This is a genomic window from Staphylococcus sp. FSL K6-0223 (assembly GCF_038008285.1).
In genome coordinates this window covers 552276-569515 of record NZ_JBBOYX010000001.1, presented here as the reverse complement: position 1 = coordinate 569515, position 17240 = coordinate 552276, and the positions used below count along the sequence as shown (strand labels likewise).

General features: G+C 30.8%; 12 protein-coding genes. 4 read left to right on the top strand and 8 right to left on the bottom strand.

Going from position 1 to position 17240, the window contains the following annotated elements; genetic code table 11:
• Nucleotides 1–47 precede the first annotated feature (47 nt).
• The 7 genes from MHI13_RS02630 to MHI13_RS02600 form a co-directional block, all read right to left on the bottom strand.
• Entirely contained in the window at nt 48–1757 is a 1710-nt protein-coding gene (locus MHI13_RS02630) for a DUF927 domain-containing protein (protein WP_242577428.1), read from the bottom strand.
• 13 nt (nt 1758–1770) lie between these two features.
• Nucleotides 1771–2640: a primase alpha helix C-terminal domain-containing protein gene (locus MHI13_RS02625; protein ID WP_242577429.1), complete on the bottom strand. Its 870-nt coding sequence runs from the start codon at nt 2638–2640 to the stop codon at nt 1771–1773.
• A gap of 93 nt (nt 2641–2733) precedes the next feature.
• A complete protein-coding gene (locus MHI13_RS02620) occupies nt 2734–3066 on the bottom strand; it encodes a hypothetical protein (RefSeq protein ID WP_242577430.1) in 333 nt (110 codons plus the stop codon).
• Between the two features lie 3 nt (nt 3067–3069).
• Nucleotides 3070–3483: a pathogenicity island protein gene (locus tag MHI13_RS02615; RefSeq protein WP_242577431.1), complete on the bottom strand. Its 414-nt coding sequence runs from the start codon at nt 3481–3483 to the stop codon at nt 3070–3072.
• Nucleotides 3473–3631: a hypothetical protein gene (locus MHI13_RS02610; protein WP_181383309.1), complete on the bottom strand. Its 159-nt coding sequence runs from the start codon at nt 3629–3631 to the stop codon at nt 3473–3475. The genes MHI13_RS02615 and MHI13_RS02610 overlap by 11 nt, the downstream gene beginning before the upstream one ends.
• 16 nt (nt 3632–3647) lie before the next feature.
• Entirely contained in the window at nt 3648–3920 is a 273-nt protein-coding gene (locus MHI13_RS02605; RefSeq protein WP_054105604.1) for a helix-turn-helix domain-containing protein, read from the bottom strand.
• Between the two features lie 3 nt (nt 3921–3923).
• Nucleotides 3924–4133 carry a helix-turn-helix domain-containing protein gene (locus MHI13_RS02600; protein WP_054105605.1) on the bottom strand — a complete coding sequence of 70 codons (210 nt, stop codon included), beginning with the start codon at nt 4131–4133 and terminating at the stop codon, nt 3924–3926.
• 163 nt (nt 4134–4296) lie between these two features.
• On the opposite strand from MHI13_RS02600, the gene MHI13_RS02595 reads away from it, so the two are divergent.
• From MHI13_RS02595 to MHI13_RS02580, 4 genes are all read left to right on the top strand, one after another.
• A complete protein-coding gene (locus MHI13_RS02595) occupies nt 4297–5001 on the top strand; it encodes a helix-turn-helix domain-containing protein (protein WP_054105606.1) in 705 nt (234 codons plus the stop codon).
• Nucleotides 5002–5141: 140 nt separating this feature from the next.
• Nucleotides 5142–6533 carry an SAP domain-containing protein gene (locus MHI13_RS02590; RefSeq protein WP_242577432.1) on the top strand — a complete coding sequence of 464 codons (1392 nt, stop codon included), beginning with the start codon at nt 5142–5144 and terminating at the stop codon, nt 6531–6533.
• A 13-nt stretch (nt 6534–6546) separates the two neighbouring features.
• Nucleotides 6547–7770: a tyrosine-type recombinase/integrase gene (locus MHI13_RS02585; protein WP_285327751.1), complete on the top strand. Its 1224-nt coding sequence runs from the start codon at nt 6547–6549 to the stop codon at nt 7768–7770.
• 175 nt (nt 7771–7945) lie between these two features.
• A complete protein-coding gene (locus MHI13_RS02580; protein WP_285327752.1) occupies nt 7946–8632 on the top strand; it encodes a DUF3800 domain-containing protein in 687 nt (228 codons plus the stop codon).
• A 147-nt stretch (nt 8633–8779) separates the two neighbouring features.
• On the opposite strand, the gene ebh is transcribed toward MHI13_RS02580, so the two are convergent.
• The gene (gene ebh, locus MHI13_RS02575; protein ID WP_285327753.1) at nt 8780–16978 is read right to left on the bottom strand and encodes a hyperosmolarity resistance protein Ebh; all 8199 of its coding nucleotides are present in this window, start codon (nt 16976–16978) and stop codon (nt 8780–8782) included.
• Nucleotides 16979–17240 lie beyond the last annotated feature (262 nt).

The following is a 17240-nucleotide window of genomic DNA, read 5'->3' as shown; positions in this document are numbered from 1 at the left end:
GTTTATATCTTTTGAACGGGTACTCAACGGGAACTATTGGGAACTTATTAATAATCTGAATAAGGATAGTTTGAACTTGAAAAGTCGAACCCTAGTTCTTTAACTATTTCATTTTTTATAGCAAAACCTCTATGTTTAATATTTGAATGACTAATTTTCATTTGTAGACGGTCTTTTTCATTTTTAACTAAATACCCTTTCTTATCCCATTGTTTTGTTATAGTATGCATTTCATGGCCTAATATGTCTTTCACTGTATCGCCTAAAATACATAGGTAACCACGTTTATATACTGCCTTAATCTCCCCATTTTTCACGTGACTATATCCATCACCAGTGATGTTATTTCGATGAGCGTCTAAATATTGCAGCATATCCTCAAGTATTTGCTTAGGTTTATCTATCGTTTTATTATTCTTCAACATATTTTCATATGCTTGGTTAATAATCTTATAGTAGTCATGTTCAAAGCCATCAATATCATTAAGAATTTCACCAGTAAGCTGTAATAAGGCAAAGCACTTTCCAATACGTTGCATTACTTCGTTGATACCTTTTTCATTAAAGTATCTTAAATAGCTTTCAAAACTTTCTTTATATTCATCTTTTTTTGATTGATATTGTTTAATAAATTCAATTCCTAGAGTTCCGTAATTCTCTCTAAATTCATGATCTAACGAGATGAAATCATAATTATCTGGATAAGGTTGTTCTTCTAAAGTAACAACACGAGCAGATACTCCAGCCTTATCATCTGCCATATTCGTAATTGAAGCCTCACCAGTAGAAAGTAAAATATTTTTCCATTCTTTCTTTTCATCAATAGTTAATTTTTTATTACTTCGACTTTTACTCTCACCACTTGAATAGTTATAGACTGCATTAGCTATAAAATTAGGTGATATATTACGTGTATCATCTTTAAACATTGGAAATGAGTTTAAAAATGATGCCATAGCCTCAATACTATTTCTAGTAGAACTCCATGTAGTTGTGAGATCAGTAGTCCCCCACACACTAGCTACTAAATTTAAAGTGAATGTTTTACCTGTTGAAGTACTTCCAGCAAGTTCAACAATGAATGGCATAATATCAAATTCATAAAGTAATACTGAGCCTAGTGAGGCGTATAACATCACCATAACCATAGGTAAATCTTTAATTTTTACAAATACCTTTTCTGAATAGTCACCAAGCGTTCCTTTACTTTTAAAAGAATTAATCAGTTTTTGAAAACCTCTATCATTGTTATGCAACTTCACATTACTATTTTCCATTTGATCTTTGTATGGATATATGAAGTAATCTTTTACATGTCCTAATCGAGTTGCTACTTTTATGTTAATTGGTGGACTATATCTTTTTGACTGATTAATATAATCAATTAATTTTGATGAAGTATTAGAAGTTACATCTAGTTTTCTATTCACTAGTTTGAGGAGTTGTTTACTATCAGTGATTTCTTCGGCAGTAACATTTAAATTCACTGGTGTTCTATTATCAAAAAAGAGCATATTATAACTCACTTCACCATTTTCAATATTTTCATACCTAGTATTGATTTCTGGAATAGTAGTAGTGATAAATCTTTCTTTATCTGGTTCACCATCTTTTCTACTTGGGATAATTTGATAAAGTGCTGCACCATAACTATTAGGTTTTACTTTGTAACCATCTGGAATAAAATCGGGAGTATATGTCTTTTTATTCATATTCTCCTTAATTTCGTTCATAATTTCATTATTAGTAAAGTTCATAGAAAACTCCTCTCTAGTTGTTATAGTGTTTTTTCATAATTGAATAAAAAGTAGCGTTTATCTCACGTTCATTCATTGGTGGTGTGCATGATTGTCCCCACATCTGAGCGAAAGAATAAATAATGTGTTCATTTACTCTACGCTGAAATAAGTGGCCTAAAAGACTTGCTAATGAAGAATTACGCCCACCTTCACTAACGCCAAATGCTTTTTCTTCCCAATGACTTGCGTCACGTCTTTTAAAGTTTTGAGTAGAATTTTCTTGAGTAGAAATATCAAATAATTTAGCCCACTCTTTAAGTGTCGATTTATCTATAATTGCAGCATCGTTAAATTGAAATTCAAAAGGACTTTCATTACTTTTTCTAACTGGTAATGCCATAGCCCTAGATGGTTGATAACTGCCCTCATCAATTTTGCACGCAATTTTTTGTGCTAATGTTCTTACATATGCACGATATTCATTTGTACTTATACGCTCACTCAGTGGCACGTACAAGCGTATTCTAGGGCTTTCATTTGTGTGTCTGAATGTTGTATGCCAAAACCATGCAAAGCCCTCTAATTCGCTTCTAATTGACTTGTGTAACCTGTTTAAATCATCTTCATCATCATAATCAAGTACAAGTACATCTCTATAAAGTACATTGTCATCATTTCTATATTTTCGATATTCATTACCTTTATCATCTACACCATCAGCAACATCACCATATACTGCTGTCCCTCTAGCGTACTTATTTCCATTATTTTGTGGAATGGATAAACGACTAATTAATTCACTCCACTTAGGTTGAGAGAAGTTTTTGAATGAAGTTGATTTTTCGTTTCCATACCAAACCACACTCACTTGAGTATCATTTTCTAATTGAATTACGCTCAATTTTATACCTCCATGTATTAAAACAAGAGCAAAGATGTTATAATACAAATGGAGTATTTTCTTATTGCTCTTGTATTTAATAAAATTTATATATTATGCGTTACTTTCGCTTTGGTCGGTTGGAAGTGACGCATTTTTTAATTCATCTATTGCGTTGTTATAATGATGTTCTACTTGTTCAATCATTGAACTCACATCAGTAAAGATTGAATTGATTACTGCGAGATAAACAAAATGATTTTGAATACTTTCATTTGCAGTATATGCTGCTACTTGATCGTTAGACGCAACTAGCATTTTTTTATATTCCTCAGCACGTTCCATTTCATCTGCTACTAAGTTTCTGAGTGCGTTGAGTTTAGAAGTTAAATCTGCACTTATTACCTCATCTTTAATTTCGTGAATTTGATACTTTAAATTTTTCATTTACTACTCCTCCAAACTTTCAGCAAAAATTGTCATTTCTTCAATAGCTATTTTTAAGTGTTCAATATCATCTTTAGTTAAGAATTTACCAATATTAGAATCTTCGTAAATGATAGGGAAATCTGTGAAAGTATCTATTGCTGATAGTAAATCTTCGTATTCTCGATAATCTGCAAGAATTTCAAAAATTTCATTATCACTTAAATATGGATATTCACTTTTAATAACTGATAAATTTTTAATATGACGTTTTTGTAATAATTTAATCATTTTACTAGTATGTTTTTTACCATTCACCATATGCTCATAGTTCAATTTGCCTTTAATATTTTTAAAATCTTGATTAGTTAAGTTTTTCATTTTTCCATTTTCCTCTCTGAAATTATTTGTTATGTTTAATTTTTGATTAATGTTCATTTACTACTCCTCCATTTTCTTCAATATTTAATGCTGCAATCACACTACCTAACATGTAAATAGTGAAAGCTACATGTATTCCTAAAAGCCAACCACTAAGGAATGAAATTACTGAAATTAACATTAATTTGACTATGAATTTAGCCATGTTTTACCACCTCCAATTAAAGCCAACCTTTATGACGTTTGCTTAAATATTCTTTAAAGCCATCAATAGAGATAACTGTCATAGTAGATGACAAGCTGTAATATAGATCTTCTACACCTTTGTTATCTTTATCATATTCTTTGAGAATTCTATTAACCGATGAATAAGAAATCCCAAATAGTTTAGCAATGGCATTAGGCTTTGCCATGATTGGCTTTACTATCACTTGTTTAGGTTCAGTCACTACATTTTCTTTAGTTGGTAAATCTTGCAGCTTTACATGTGGCATAGTTTAGGCCTCCTCTTTTTCTTTAATTCCAAAAAATTCATTAGGTGTAACTTTGAAATAGTCACACAACTTCATGACAATTTGCATATCTGGGCTTTTAGTTCTTTCATGATATAAACCATGAATTGTAGTTCTTGAAATTCCAGTTTCTTTGCTTAATTTCAAAGCACTAACTCTATCTCTACCCATTAGCATGCTTAAATTGTTGTTCATATAAACACCACCTTTGTTAATGATAACTGTGTACTGTTAAAGAGTACAATATAAAGTTAACACCTTACATATATTATTGTCAATAGTTTTAAAAGATTTGTTATAACTTATTTTTGTTTGTATTCAAATACAATGTGTTTTATTATAAAGTAGAGGTGAAAAAATGAAATTTTCAAAACTTTTAAAAGATATTAGATTAGAAGAGAATATTTCAGTAAATAATCTTTCAAAGCTATCTGGTGTATCAAATGCTTATATAAGTAAATTAGAAAATGACAAAAGAAATTTCCCTACCATAAGAACTTTATACTTATTATTAGCTGGTTTAAAAAACTCAAAATTTAATGATCAATCAAAGTCATCTGAAGAAATAAATGACGAAATTAAGAAAATTCTATATAAGTTTTTATCTGCTGAAGATAGTGAATTTGATAAAAAAGAATTTGAAAGTATCTATGAAAACTTCATTACTTTCTATGAAGATATGCATAAGAAAATTGACAATAAAGATGAGAAAAATAGAAAAAAGAACTTTTTTGAATATGAAGATAATGAAAATAAAAAACAATCTTTAAATTTAGAAAAACCTATAAATGATTTAGCTTTTCATCTAAATGATGATTTAAATGAAAAGTTTTTCAATGGTGTATTATTAGATGATTATGACAAAAATACGATAAATGAAATTCTTCATTCCTTTTTAATTAATAAACTAAATCGTGAAAAAGATTATTTAAGTGAAGATATTGAACAGTTACAAAAACAATTCAACGATTTCAGAAAAGACGCTATGCTAAATGAAAAACAATTAAAATTATTTGCCAATCATAACAGTATTCAATCTCTCAAAGAAAACGATAAAAAATAACTAAAAGAGGTTTACATATGATATGCATTTATTAATAAAAGTTAAACTTATCATTTAAGGTGGTGGTTCTATCGAACAATGTCTAATACACCATAGAAAAGTGAATATAAAGGGTAATAAATTTTGGGAGTTAAAAAGAGATGAAAAAAATACTTTATTATTTTATATTAATATCTTCTTTCTTTATGATTATTGGTGGAATTGGTAAAGTTTCTCAAGATGGATTGACATTTCCAGATATTTTTACGTTTATAATTTTTATATCGCTTATTGTATTTAGTATAGTTAAATTGTTTAAACATAAGAACTTAGATTATAAAAGTAATAAATCCAATAATAATCACAAAAATATATCTAATTCTGAAACAACTCGATTAAATAACGTTCAAACAAATAGTCATATTAAGAAGGATAATGTCCCACATGATACTGAAATCAATAATAGTAAAAAAGTGAAACAGACAAAACCAATAACAAACAGTAAAACTAATACATCAAATAAAAACAAAATAAATTTGAATGAAAATGTTCAAAAACATAATAAAGTCTTAGTTTCAGAAGTTAAAGATGATAATAACAACAACATTCATAATTCTGATTTAAATGCTAACGATATTTTAATATTACATTTAAATAAAAACAGAAAAGTTGGCAAAGAAGTTAAAAATCATTTTTATTTGTTAGAAAATCAAATTAATGTAGATAAAATTCTAAATAAATTGATCAACTTAGGCTTTCTAGATATAAAATCGAATTTTGATGTTTCTTTACCTTATCTTAAAGTTCCTGAGTTAAAAGATATATTAAGAGAATATAAACTCAAATTAGGTGGAAATAAGCCAGAATTGATAGAAAGAGTCAAAACTAATATAGATGAAAATGCAATTGAATTGCCACAAGTATATGTTCCAACTTCAAAGGGGAATGAAATAATTAGCGAAACGGAATATATTTTACACTTTTATAACAGCCCAATTATTTCATTAGGTTCAGCACATAAAATTGCAAAAGAAGTATTAAATGTAGATGATAAGATAGAGTATATTTATTTGTATTTATTACAACAAAATCAAAAATCAAAAAACTCGGATCATAGAACAGAAAACATCATAAATAATTTAGTGTTTTACTATAAAAAGACTAATAAAAATAAAAACGTTATAAGAAAATATACTAATTATTCTACTTATTTATCAGTAGCACAAGGTATTCATTCAGCGGCGTTCTTATACTCTGATGAAGATAACATTATAGATAGATTATTTATATATTTTAATTATCATCTTGAATATTATGAAAACATGCTATTTATTGACAATGTTAGCAGAAGTTTATTTAAAAACTTATTCTATGAAGATGTTAATTCTTTTGAAGATACAGATAAAAACTTTTGTGATGATATCTGTGAATTATTATTTGCTCAAATTTATAATAATAAAAATATCACTTTAAATGATCTTCCAACTATAAACTACATTTTAGAAAAAATTAAAAAAGAAAATGAACTAAGAATAACAAAATATGATTTTTAGGAGGCTCACTCACATGTGGCATGAGAAATTTACTAATAAACATGGTGAAACTAAATATCGCTATTATGAGAAGTATAAAGATCCACTCACAAACAAATGGCGACGTGTTAGCGTGGTACTTAATAAGAATGGTAAGCAGTCACAGAAAGAGGCTCAGAAACGCTTAAATGAGCGTATAGAAGAAAAGCTAAATAATAAGACACCTACTACACTCAAGACGCTAACTTTCCATGCTGCATGTGATGAGTGGTTTGAGAATTACAAATTAGTATCTGGTGCTAAACAATCAACTATAAGAGCAAAAACATACAGACTTGTTCACATCAAAGAGCGAATAAATGAGGATATTCTTGTCGATAAAATGAATGCTCAAGTTATTCAAGATTACATAAATACATCAATGAAAGAAAATAATATTAAACACATTACAATTAAAGTCAATGTGAGCCTTATAAAGAGCGTATTGAAGTTTGCTCAGCAAAGATACAATATCTCAGATATATCATATATAGATAATGTGTCATTACCTAAGAAAGCAGTAACTAGAGAAGAAATCAAAGCTAAACGTGAGAATTACCTAGAAATGAATGAAGTACATAAACTCATTGATGAACTTAATCATAAGGCAAGCACTAGTAATAAAGGCTATATTAAACGCTCATATATGATGACTGCATACATTACTGAGTTTCAAGTATTGAACGGTTTAAGAATTGGTGAGTTATTAGCACTCCAACCTGAAAACATTGATTTTAAGAATAAAAAGATTGAGATTGATGGCACAATAGCATGGATAACTAAAGATGGTGTACGTGGCTTTAAAGATACAACTAAGACTGAGGCCTCTTATCGCACTATTTCTATTACCACTAGAAGTTGCGAGATATTGCGTAAGGTAATGTTGGAAAATAAGAAATCGGCTAAGTGGGATAGTAATTTTAAAGAGAGAAATTTTATATTTACAAATAGCAAAGGCAGTCCTATGCCCTTATCGTCTATTAATGCTAACATTAAGAACGCTGCAAAGAATATAGGTATTGAAAAAGATATTTCAACTCACACTATGCGTCATAGTCATATATCCTTATTATCACAATTAGGCGTGTCACTGCGTGCAATAATGGATCGTGTAGGCCATAAAGATTATAAAACAACTTTACAGATATATAGTCATGTTACTGAACAAATGGATAAAGATATGATGAGTAAGTTAGAGAAGTATGAAAAATTAAGTTAATTATCAAAATATTGATAATTAATTTAAATAATGTTATATTATATTTGCAGATAAAAACTATGCTGTACACTTACCTAACCGAATTAACGTTTAAGCGGCCTGTGTGGTCGTCGGTGGTAAGGAGATTGAGGGCGGATAATTCCGTCCTCTTCTTTTATATGTGAGGTAGAATTTTATGAATATAACTGTTTATAGTGATGAGTCTGGTGTGTTTGATAAAAATAATGAAAAGTATTTTGTTTTTGGTGGTATAATTTTTTTAGATATAAATATAAAAGAAAGAGAGAATCGAAAATACATACACGTAGAAAAATCTATTAGAAGAAACAATACATACGAAAGTAAAGAATTAAAATCTACTACTCTATCGAATAAAGATAAGGGTAAAATTTTTAGATCTTTAAATAAATGTATAAAATTTGGCGTCATAATTGACTTGGAAAAGATTAACAACGATATATTTTCACATAAAAAGAATAAGCAAAGATATCTAGATTATGCTTTTAAAATTGGCTTGAAAAGAGCTTTACAATCTCTAATCAATAGTGGAGATATAATTCCAAAAGATGTAAAATATTTAAATGTACTTTGCGATGAACATACAACTGCAACTAATGGTCTTTATGAACTACGAGAAGGTTTAGAACAAGAGTTTAAATGTGGTACTTTTAACTTTAATTTCAATAAATTTTTTCCACCATTATTTAAAAATATCGATTCTGTAAATTTATGTTTTTGCGATTCTAAAAAAAAGGCCTTAATCCGAGCAGCAGATATTGTTGCAAATAAAATTTATTTTCATGCAAATATAAATAAAGTTGATGATTTAACACACAAAGTAATTATTACAAAATTACCTTAATCAGTAGAATTGAGACTACCATTTATGTATGGTAGTTTTTTTTATTTCTTTCATATAACGCCCTTATTCTGCCCTTTTTTATGTATAAATAAATCAAAAATAACCTATAAACGCTGATATATCAACGTTTCATAAAATTTATGTTATTTAACCTTCGGTAACACCTACATGATTTAATCCTGGACGTTTTTGTTCTAACACTGACTTATCTGCTTTTAATGCATTTTTTGCTTCAGTTAATTGAGTTAATGCTTCTTCTACTTTCGCTTTCTCATTTCTGATTTCTTCAGCTGTCGCATCTCCATTGTTAATCACACCTTGGGCTTCTGAACTAATTCGCTCTGCTTCTGCTTTTTTCGCTCTATAATTATCTGATGTTACTTGTGTCATTCCTGGCGTTGGATCTTGTTCTGCCGTTGCTTCATCAAGTTGACGTTTTGCTTCAACTAAAGCACTATTATCTGCTTTATTTTGTAGCAATGAAATTGCATGTTGAATTTTCAATGAGACATCATTAATATTATTTGTCGCATTTGCAACATCAGTATTCGTTGCTCTATCATTTGATAACACTTCATTAGCTCTTCTTCGAACTGCTTCAATTTCATCATGCAAATGCTGCATTTCATTATTATATGCACTCACACTTGATGGTGTTTTACCATTAGTGTCTCCTTGTGCGTCAAGTTTAGGTAAAGCATTTCTAATACTCGATTTATCTGCATGGGTTCTAATTGGTACATTTACAATTTCTATACTTCCATCTCTATAAGTAATACGTGTTGGTACTGTTTGTGTTGTATCACTCTGTAAATTTGTAGGTAAACTTACTCCTTCGTTTACATTAGCATGATCTTTATTATCTACATTAATCGCATTATTAAGTTCCTCATTACTAACTCTTTCACCAGGTTCTTTGACTATCTCATGAATGATAACATCATGATGTTCTGGTCCCACAATTCCAACTGTATTATGACTGAAATTATCGTCACTTCCAGCAATAGATTCTGTATTAATCAGTACATGCGGTTTTAAAGAATTAGCTTTAAATGTCACTTTACCTGTTCTAGAATCAAGTGTTACATAATCTAGCTGATTATTCATCGACCATTGATTTTGATTATTTTTAGTTACAATTAATTCTCTAGATTGTTCTGTACTATTACCAATTTTTTCTACATAGCTAATTTTAACTTTATCTGTAGGATTTTTTGTTGTTGATGCATTAGCATTGTTTGGAATAACTTCGAACTCACCATTTTGTTTAAATACAAATGTTGTGTTAGATGGTGTTGCTGGCTTAACTTTGTAAGTCGCACTTATAGCAGCTTCACTTGTCAATTCTCCATTACCTGTCGTTGATTCAGTGTTAATCAATGTATCATTTGGAACTGACATTTTGTCATAAATAATTTTACTACCATCTGGAGAAACTGATAAACCAGGTGTGTTTATAGAATCACTAGCTTTTGTCCATTTGCCTGTATTATTTTTGACAAATGTGCCAATAACTTGATTTCCTTTTTTAACAGTAATTCTATCTGGATTTACAATTATATTTCCAGCATTAACGCCTAAGTTTTTACCTGCCCCTGGTGAAATGACTACATCACCAACATCATTTTGTGTAACAATTGCTGGATTTGGAACTGCATTTGTCACTTTAAATATTGCTGTATCAGAAGTAAAAAATACATGATTTTGGTTATCTAATACTTCAAAGCTCGCTTCTTTTTTGAAAGCTTGATTTGGATGTGCTAAATTTGACCATTGTTCGTTATGAGAAGCTGTGGTATTTTGAGTCCAAACAAGATGGAAACCATCTGTAGGTAAACCATTCGCATTTTCTAATACGATATAATTATTAATATTTCCATTTCCTTCAAAACTTGTTCCTACAATCGTACTATACTCTGATTTTTTAAATTTATATTGATATTCATATACTTTTACTGGGACATTATATACGTGATTAATACCGTTATACCTTACTTCAGCAGTTAAGCTTTGAACGCCAGCAATATTATTACTTGGAGCATTATTATTTTTCCAAGTCACTGTAGCCCCATTCATATAATTATTTTCAAATGTCACATAATTTGCTGCGTCATCGCCATAAGTTAACGCGTGACCGACCACATCACGTTGTGGTGATTTAGCAGTGGCTGGTGCATAAATGGTTACTGGAATAGAAACTGTTCTCGTTTCTCCATTACTCAATGTGACAATGACACGTTTAGTTGTAGTACCAATTGTGTTTTTCCACTGATTAGCATTCTGTTCCCATTCTACTCGTATGATATCTGAATTCGATTTAATGTAAGTTCTAGGATTATTTAAATCAATATTATCCCCTTTAACAAATTTTAATCCGCCGTCTACCGCTTCAAGCTGTTTTGTTACAGGTGAAGATGCACTTAAATCTGATTCTATTGATTCTGAACGTGTTGAATTCACAACAGAACCATTATTATTTTGTTCAGTAATCGTTAAATGATCAACCGTGATAATTGATTTAGCTTTAATATTACCAAGTGGTAATACTCCTGGAATTGTAATAGACACTGAACCATCACGATTTCTAGTCATAGTTGTATCACTAATTTCTCTACCATCTTCAGTATATAGTTTAACCTGTGCATTATTTGGAACATTATTTACTTTAATAGATTGTCCAGATAAATCAGCTTTATATTTTGTACTTAAAGCATCAATTGAAGGCGTAGTTGGTTTCACTTTAAATAATACATTAACTGGCTCTATTTGACCGTTAGGATATACCACATTAATTGTTTCTGTGAAAATACCTGGACTATTGGATAATGGTCGTCCAGAACCAGCGGCCCAATTGAAGTTCATACCCGATGGTAAATAATTTGCAATACCTTCTACAAATGAACCTGCAGCAAATGATGATCCTTCATTTGAAGACAAGAAGTTTCCATTTACTGTTGTTTGATATACTCTTTTTGGTTTCGCTTTAACTACTCTATAGCGTGTTTCTTTTTCAATGGGTGTTGTTTCACCATCAAATAAGATATTTGCTCTTAAAGTTTGTGAAACACCTACCGTTGTAGAGTTAATATTTGGTCCATTACCAATCCAAGTCACGGTAGCATCTGTTAAAGGCTGACTATTATTTACAACGAAGAAATCACTATTATTTGATCCTTTACCACTTGGGAATGGCTGGCCTTGTACTGTAAATAATTCTATCCCTTTTACATTAGGAATAACATGTTTTACTGGTACAGTAATGGTTGTTCTTGAATTATCTGCATAAGTGATAGTCACTTCAACATTTGCATTATTACCTGAGCGACGAACATTACTAATTTCTCTACTTCTTATTTCATTACTACCATCTGAAATGTAATTTCTATTTGTAATTGATTTCGAAATATCTAGACTATTAAAAATTGCTTGTCTATCCGCCTCTGATAAACTTGCATTGTTACTAATATTCGCTATACGTATTGGATGCGACTCATCAGCAGTAGTCATGACACTATATTTATCTTTTAATGGTTTAATTAATACATTAAATACAGCCGTTGCTTCGTTATCACTACCATCTGTTACTTTAACTTTCACTTGTTTAGACGTTGGGGTAGATACATTAGGGGCAACACCACTTAATGTCGAATGGTTTGATACATTCATAGGTATTTGACTGTCATTAGGTACAGTAACATTTTTAATACCAAAGTTATCAGTTAATGTAAGTGTATTTCTGAAAGTCTCTCCTGAAAATACAATATGATCATTATAATTATCTAATACAATATTTGGCGTTACTTTATCAGTTGGCACAAACACAATATTAATCACATTGTTTGTTGATGTCATTGATTGTCCAAGACGTTGGATATAACTTTTCACACCGTAAGGAGCTAAATACAATTGTTGTTTGTCTATTGCACCCATAATTCCATTACCAGTACCATTTTGTTTAAGCACTTTATCTAAATGGAAACCAGCTGCTCCATTCATATCTGGAATATCACCACTAATAACCGTTGAATTACTACTTGTATGTCTATAATCACTATGTCCAACATTTGAATTACCGTATCCAGTATTGCTATCAACTAAGTCTAATACTTGAATTGGTTGTCCATCATATGTAAATGGACGTTCTCCATCTGTATAGATACTGTTACCTCTAGAATAGCCTACTGGTTTAGATCCATTTCTCGATCCTGCTTCTGCTAACATTTTCTCTTGACCTTCTATGTGGTTTCTCAACCCCGCATGTTTAGGTGTTGCTCTTAAAAGTGATAATACGTCATTGCCTGTTATTCTTCTCCCAGTCGTTGCATCATATCGATAAATTATTGTTTTACCATCTGGAGACCACTCAAATCCGCCATCTGTGTCTCTTCCATTAAGTTTTTGACTTGTCCAAGTCACAGTATAATCATTACGTAAATTTATCCATTTTAAGAAATCCATATGATCAAATGTTGAAATAAATTGTTTTGTTAATTCACCTTTAGTCATCGTCACTCTTACACGACTTGGATTATTACTCAAAGGTTCATCGTTTTCAATTCTGATATCACTATCATTTAGATTTAATTGTGGATTAGCAGCTTTAAAGGCATTTCTAACTTGTGTAATTTCATCATTACTTAAATTTTTAGTTGTGGAACGATAAACACGTTGATTTTCTGCTAATGTATTGACATCAACTACATTAACTTTAATTGTCAAACGTTCTGAACTATGGTTGTATGCATTCGATGCATCTACGTTATAAGTATAAACCCCAGCGTTTAGACGACTCATTGCTTGAGCTGATGGTATTGAACTTCCATTAATAGTTGTAAACGCATTATTAGGAATATCTTGTCCATTACTTAATGAGAAATATTTTCTTAAATCAGGTCCAATTGTATACTCTTGACCCTTAGCAATTGTAATAAATGCTTCTTTTGTATTTGAACTACCTGGCTCAGTATATATTGATTTACGTTGTGGTCTATATGTAATCACTTGAGTCGGATCAATGATACGAGTCGAACCATCTTTAAATGTCAAGACTACTCTACCATCATTACCAACCATATACGGGTTAAGTGTACTTAAAAATGATGTCAAACTACTATTTTTAGCTTTAAGCGAGTTAATGATATCATTTCTTTCGCTTTGCGAAATACTATTAGGATTACCCACTGTTTTCAATTCTTGCTGGCTAAATAACTGAACTGGTTTATCATCTGATAACTTTCCAATATGAAGATGATATGGACTTACATTAGTATTATTACCTGCTCTATCATGTGTTACAGGTTGAACAAGAATATCACTGTTCCATGTTGCATTATTAGAAATCGTTCCAGTAATCACTAAAGTACCTGCGTCTCCAGAAGTATCTCTATTAAATACTGCTTGTAAACCACTATTTTCAGTGATAGATGCATCTTCCACACCTGAACCATATGCATTGTCAGAAACAGGAATTGAAATATTAACGTTATCTCCACGATAATATTTATCTTGAAGGCCTCTTACGTCACCAAAAGTTGGCGGTGTAGTATCTAGTCCTACATTAATCGAATTACTAAAGTTGGATTGCACTGGATCTTCATAGTATGTAATTGCTCTAATAACCCCATTATTAGGTAAAGGATTAGTATAATCACTTTCTTCAAATGTCACCGTGCCATCTAAGTTTGCCATCTTTTCTGCGAGTACAGTATAGCCTAAAGGTGATGTGCCAGGACCTGCACCATCTGTACCACCTGAAACTAAACGTACTTTTGCTCTCTCATCTTGTGGTACATGTGTCACTGTAATAGTTGGTTTTTTACCACCTTTTTGTCCTAATTGTGCCGCAAGTGTTGAAATAACTGGCGGATTGGGTTTGGCAATGACTTCAAAGATTTTAGTTTCATTACCAATTCTCGCTGTCATCACATGGCGTCCTGGTGGCAATTGACCAACCAATACTTTATTTTTCTCAAGTTCTGTATTGGGTCTATCTACTGCATCTTCAATTCGTAGAGAGGGTGGATATCCAGAGATTTCCCATACATTTGCAGACTCGTTACTTTTAAATTGAATCCGAATATTTTGATGATAATCCTTACTATTACCATTAGTCACTGTATTAAGCATTTGACCTTCTTGTTGTAAAAAGACAGCATGATGTGCAGCTTGTGATTCAGGTGAATTCTCTTTATTATCGGGTGCATTATCTGAATAGAATCCAATAGATTGTTCTAACTTTGGTTTGACAAATAAATTTACTTTTTTGATTGTTTCACCATTATGGTATGCATCACTTACATTAAACCCAACAAAAATTTCAATTGGTCTTCCTGTTCTCGCAGCCTCTTTTAATTTTTCTTCAGAAAACATTTCATGAATTTCATAAGAGTTAAGCGGATTTACACCAAAATTACCTCTATAACGATCAGTAGGCACTCTAGGGAATAAACCCATTACATGATCACTAGGGTTACTTAGATAACTTGAAACATCTTCAGCATATTCGTGTGTAGCGAAATCGCCATCTAAGTAATGTTTTTTCATTATTCTACGCTCTGGCACATCATAAGCTGATTCAACATGGTCAATATGCAGTACGCGATCGATAACATCTACAATTTTAGTTTTACGATCATTATACTGTTCTAGCGGCTCTAAATATAATTGGTTATAGTTGTTGATTTCATTAAATTCAATCCCTCTACCACCTGCTGCATAATATAATCTATCTTGTGAGCTACCAGACGTTTTAAATTGAATGGTATAACTATCTGTTCCTCTAGCTTGAAATGCATAGATATGATCAATACCTTGATTATGATCTACTTGCCCAGTTAAATAACGATAAATATCGTCTCCAGCTACTTTAATTTTATTTGGAACACCTTCTCTTTCAAAGAATGTAAATGGTTGATTTTCATTACCACGTGCAAAATCCCCTAAATTATAAATATGATTAACTGAATCGTTATAGAACTCACTTCTATTCAAAGGATTTCCTTGTCTGAAATTATATGCACTAGAAGTAATACCACCAGCAGAATCCCACATTCTTGATAATGCTTGATCTCTACCGTCTCCAGTACCAGATGATGATGTTTCATGACCATTTACATCTGTGGTAGTAAAACGTACTGGTCCCGTTGGCGTTTGACCTTTAGGTAAACCAAACCAAAATACCATGCCATTACGTTTAATATGATACTTATTAAAATTAATCGTCCATAAATATCCATCATTTTGTCTAATTGATGAAATTTCTGCAATACCTCTAACACTAGATGGACTCATATTTCGATAATGAGAACGTGTAGCGTAATATGGTGCACTTTTATTCGTTGCATGTAAAAACGTTCCTGACCAATAACCGGAACCATCATTTTCATTTTCTACATACCATTCTTTTTTAGCATTATTATACAAATCTGAATTCTTTTTTACTTTTGAGCCAGGTTTTGGTCTAGAGTTATGAACTACTGGCGGGGTATAAGTATTAGCAGTATTGCTAGGGGGTCTCGTCCCACCTTGTCCACGTACAGGACGTCTACTTGATCTTACAGCACGTGCTTCTCTATTTGCTCTTGTACTGATTGTACTTACTTGTCGTTGTGGTAATGAACCGATTAAAGCGTTAGCTTGTTCTATTTCTTTATATAATTCATTTATTAATGCTTGGTTTGTATTATCATTAGTACTAAAAAAGTCATTAACTTTGTCAAATGTTGCTTTAATTTTAGCAACTTTTTTATTATCAGATTGTTCTCTATCAATTTTTCGATATTCAGCGTAAGAACGGTCATAAGCTGCTTGAAGTTTATCAGCATCAATTGTTGTTAAAGTTGAAGATACTAGTGTATCATCTGATGCTTCTCTATCTTCGTAACGAGTACGATTACGGTTGTCATGACTATGTCCTTCATTTACCTCGGTTACATTTATATCATCTAATTTATTTAGTTGAGATTTAGCTTCATTGTTTTCTTTTAAATCTGTTGTTGTATGAGATGTATCTTTGTTTTCGTTTTGAGATGAAAATGATGTTAAATCATTTGTTAATGTATCTGTAGTCTGAACTTTATTTAGAGTTTCATTGTTTTCTTTTTGACTCTCAGATACAAGTAAAGCTTTAGGTTCTGTGTTAGATTGAACTTGCTTGTTACTTGTCTCATTTGAAGTTTGTTCTTGGGCTCTAGCTTTTGCTTGAATCACTTGCGCATCTTTTTGTAGTTGTTCACTGGCGTGTGCTTGAGGTGAACCTAAGAAAATTAATGTCGCAATAACAGTTGAAAAAGCACCGACTGTGTATTTACGGATACTAAACTTCTGTAATTTTTCTCGATAATTCACAGTGATTATTCACTCCTATTCTTGATGTTTATTCTTAGCTGTATAGGTGTAAATGATGAAACATTTTTATTTAAAATATAACTATATTATGACTCAATGTCTCACAATCATTTACTATATTGTACTGAACAATAGGTGTATTTGTTCATTTATATATTATCATCATTCATTTTATATGTGTATATTATTTTATGAATATTTTATTAAATAATATATTTAATTTATGTACTAGATGTACTTCAAATAATTGTTTCAGCTTTAT

Excerpts from the sequence above, each read along its gene's own strand:
- MHI13_RS02630 (WP_242577428.1), bottom strand. The coding sequence starts at position 1,757 with ATGAACTTTACTAATAATGAAATTATGAACGAAATTAAGGAGAATATG.
- MHI13_RS02620 (WP_242577430.1), bottom strand. The coding sequence starts at position 3,066 with ATGAAAAATTTAAAGTATCAAATTCACGAAATTAAAGATGAGGTAATA.
- MHI13_RS02615 (WP_242577431.1), bottom strand. The coding sequence starts at position 3,483 with ATGAACATTAATCAAAAATTAAACATAACAAATAATTTCAGAGAGGAA.
- MHI13_RS02610 (WP_181383309.1), bottom strand. The coding sequence starts at position 3,631 with ATGGCTAAATTCATAGTCAAATTAATGTTAATTTCAGTAATTTCATTC.
- MHI13_RS02605 (WP_054105604.1), bottom strand. The coding sequence starts at position 3,920 with ATGCCACATGTAAAGCTGCAAGATTTACCAACTAAAGAAAATGTAGTG.
- MHI13_RS02600 (WP_054105605.1), bottom strand. The coding sequence starts at position 4,133 with ATGAACAACAATTTAAGCATGCTAATGGGTAGAGATAGAGTTAGTGCT.
- MHI13_RS02595 (WP_054105606.1), top strand. The coding sequence starts at position 4,297 with ATGAAATTTTCAAAACTTTTAAAAGATATTAGATTAGAAGAGAATATT.
- MHI13_RS02590 (WP_242577432.1), top strand. The coding sequence starts at position 5,142 with ATGAAAAAAATACTTTATTATTTTATATTAATATCTTCTTTCTTTATG.
- MHI13_RS02585 (WP_285327751.1), top strand. The coding sequence starts at position 6,547 with ATGTGGCATGAGAAATTTACTAATAAACATGGTGAAACTAAATATCGC.
- MHI13_RS02580 (WP_285327752.1), top strand. The coding sequence starts at position 7,946 with ATGAATATAACTGTTTATAGTGATGAGTCTGGTGTGTTTGATAAAAAT.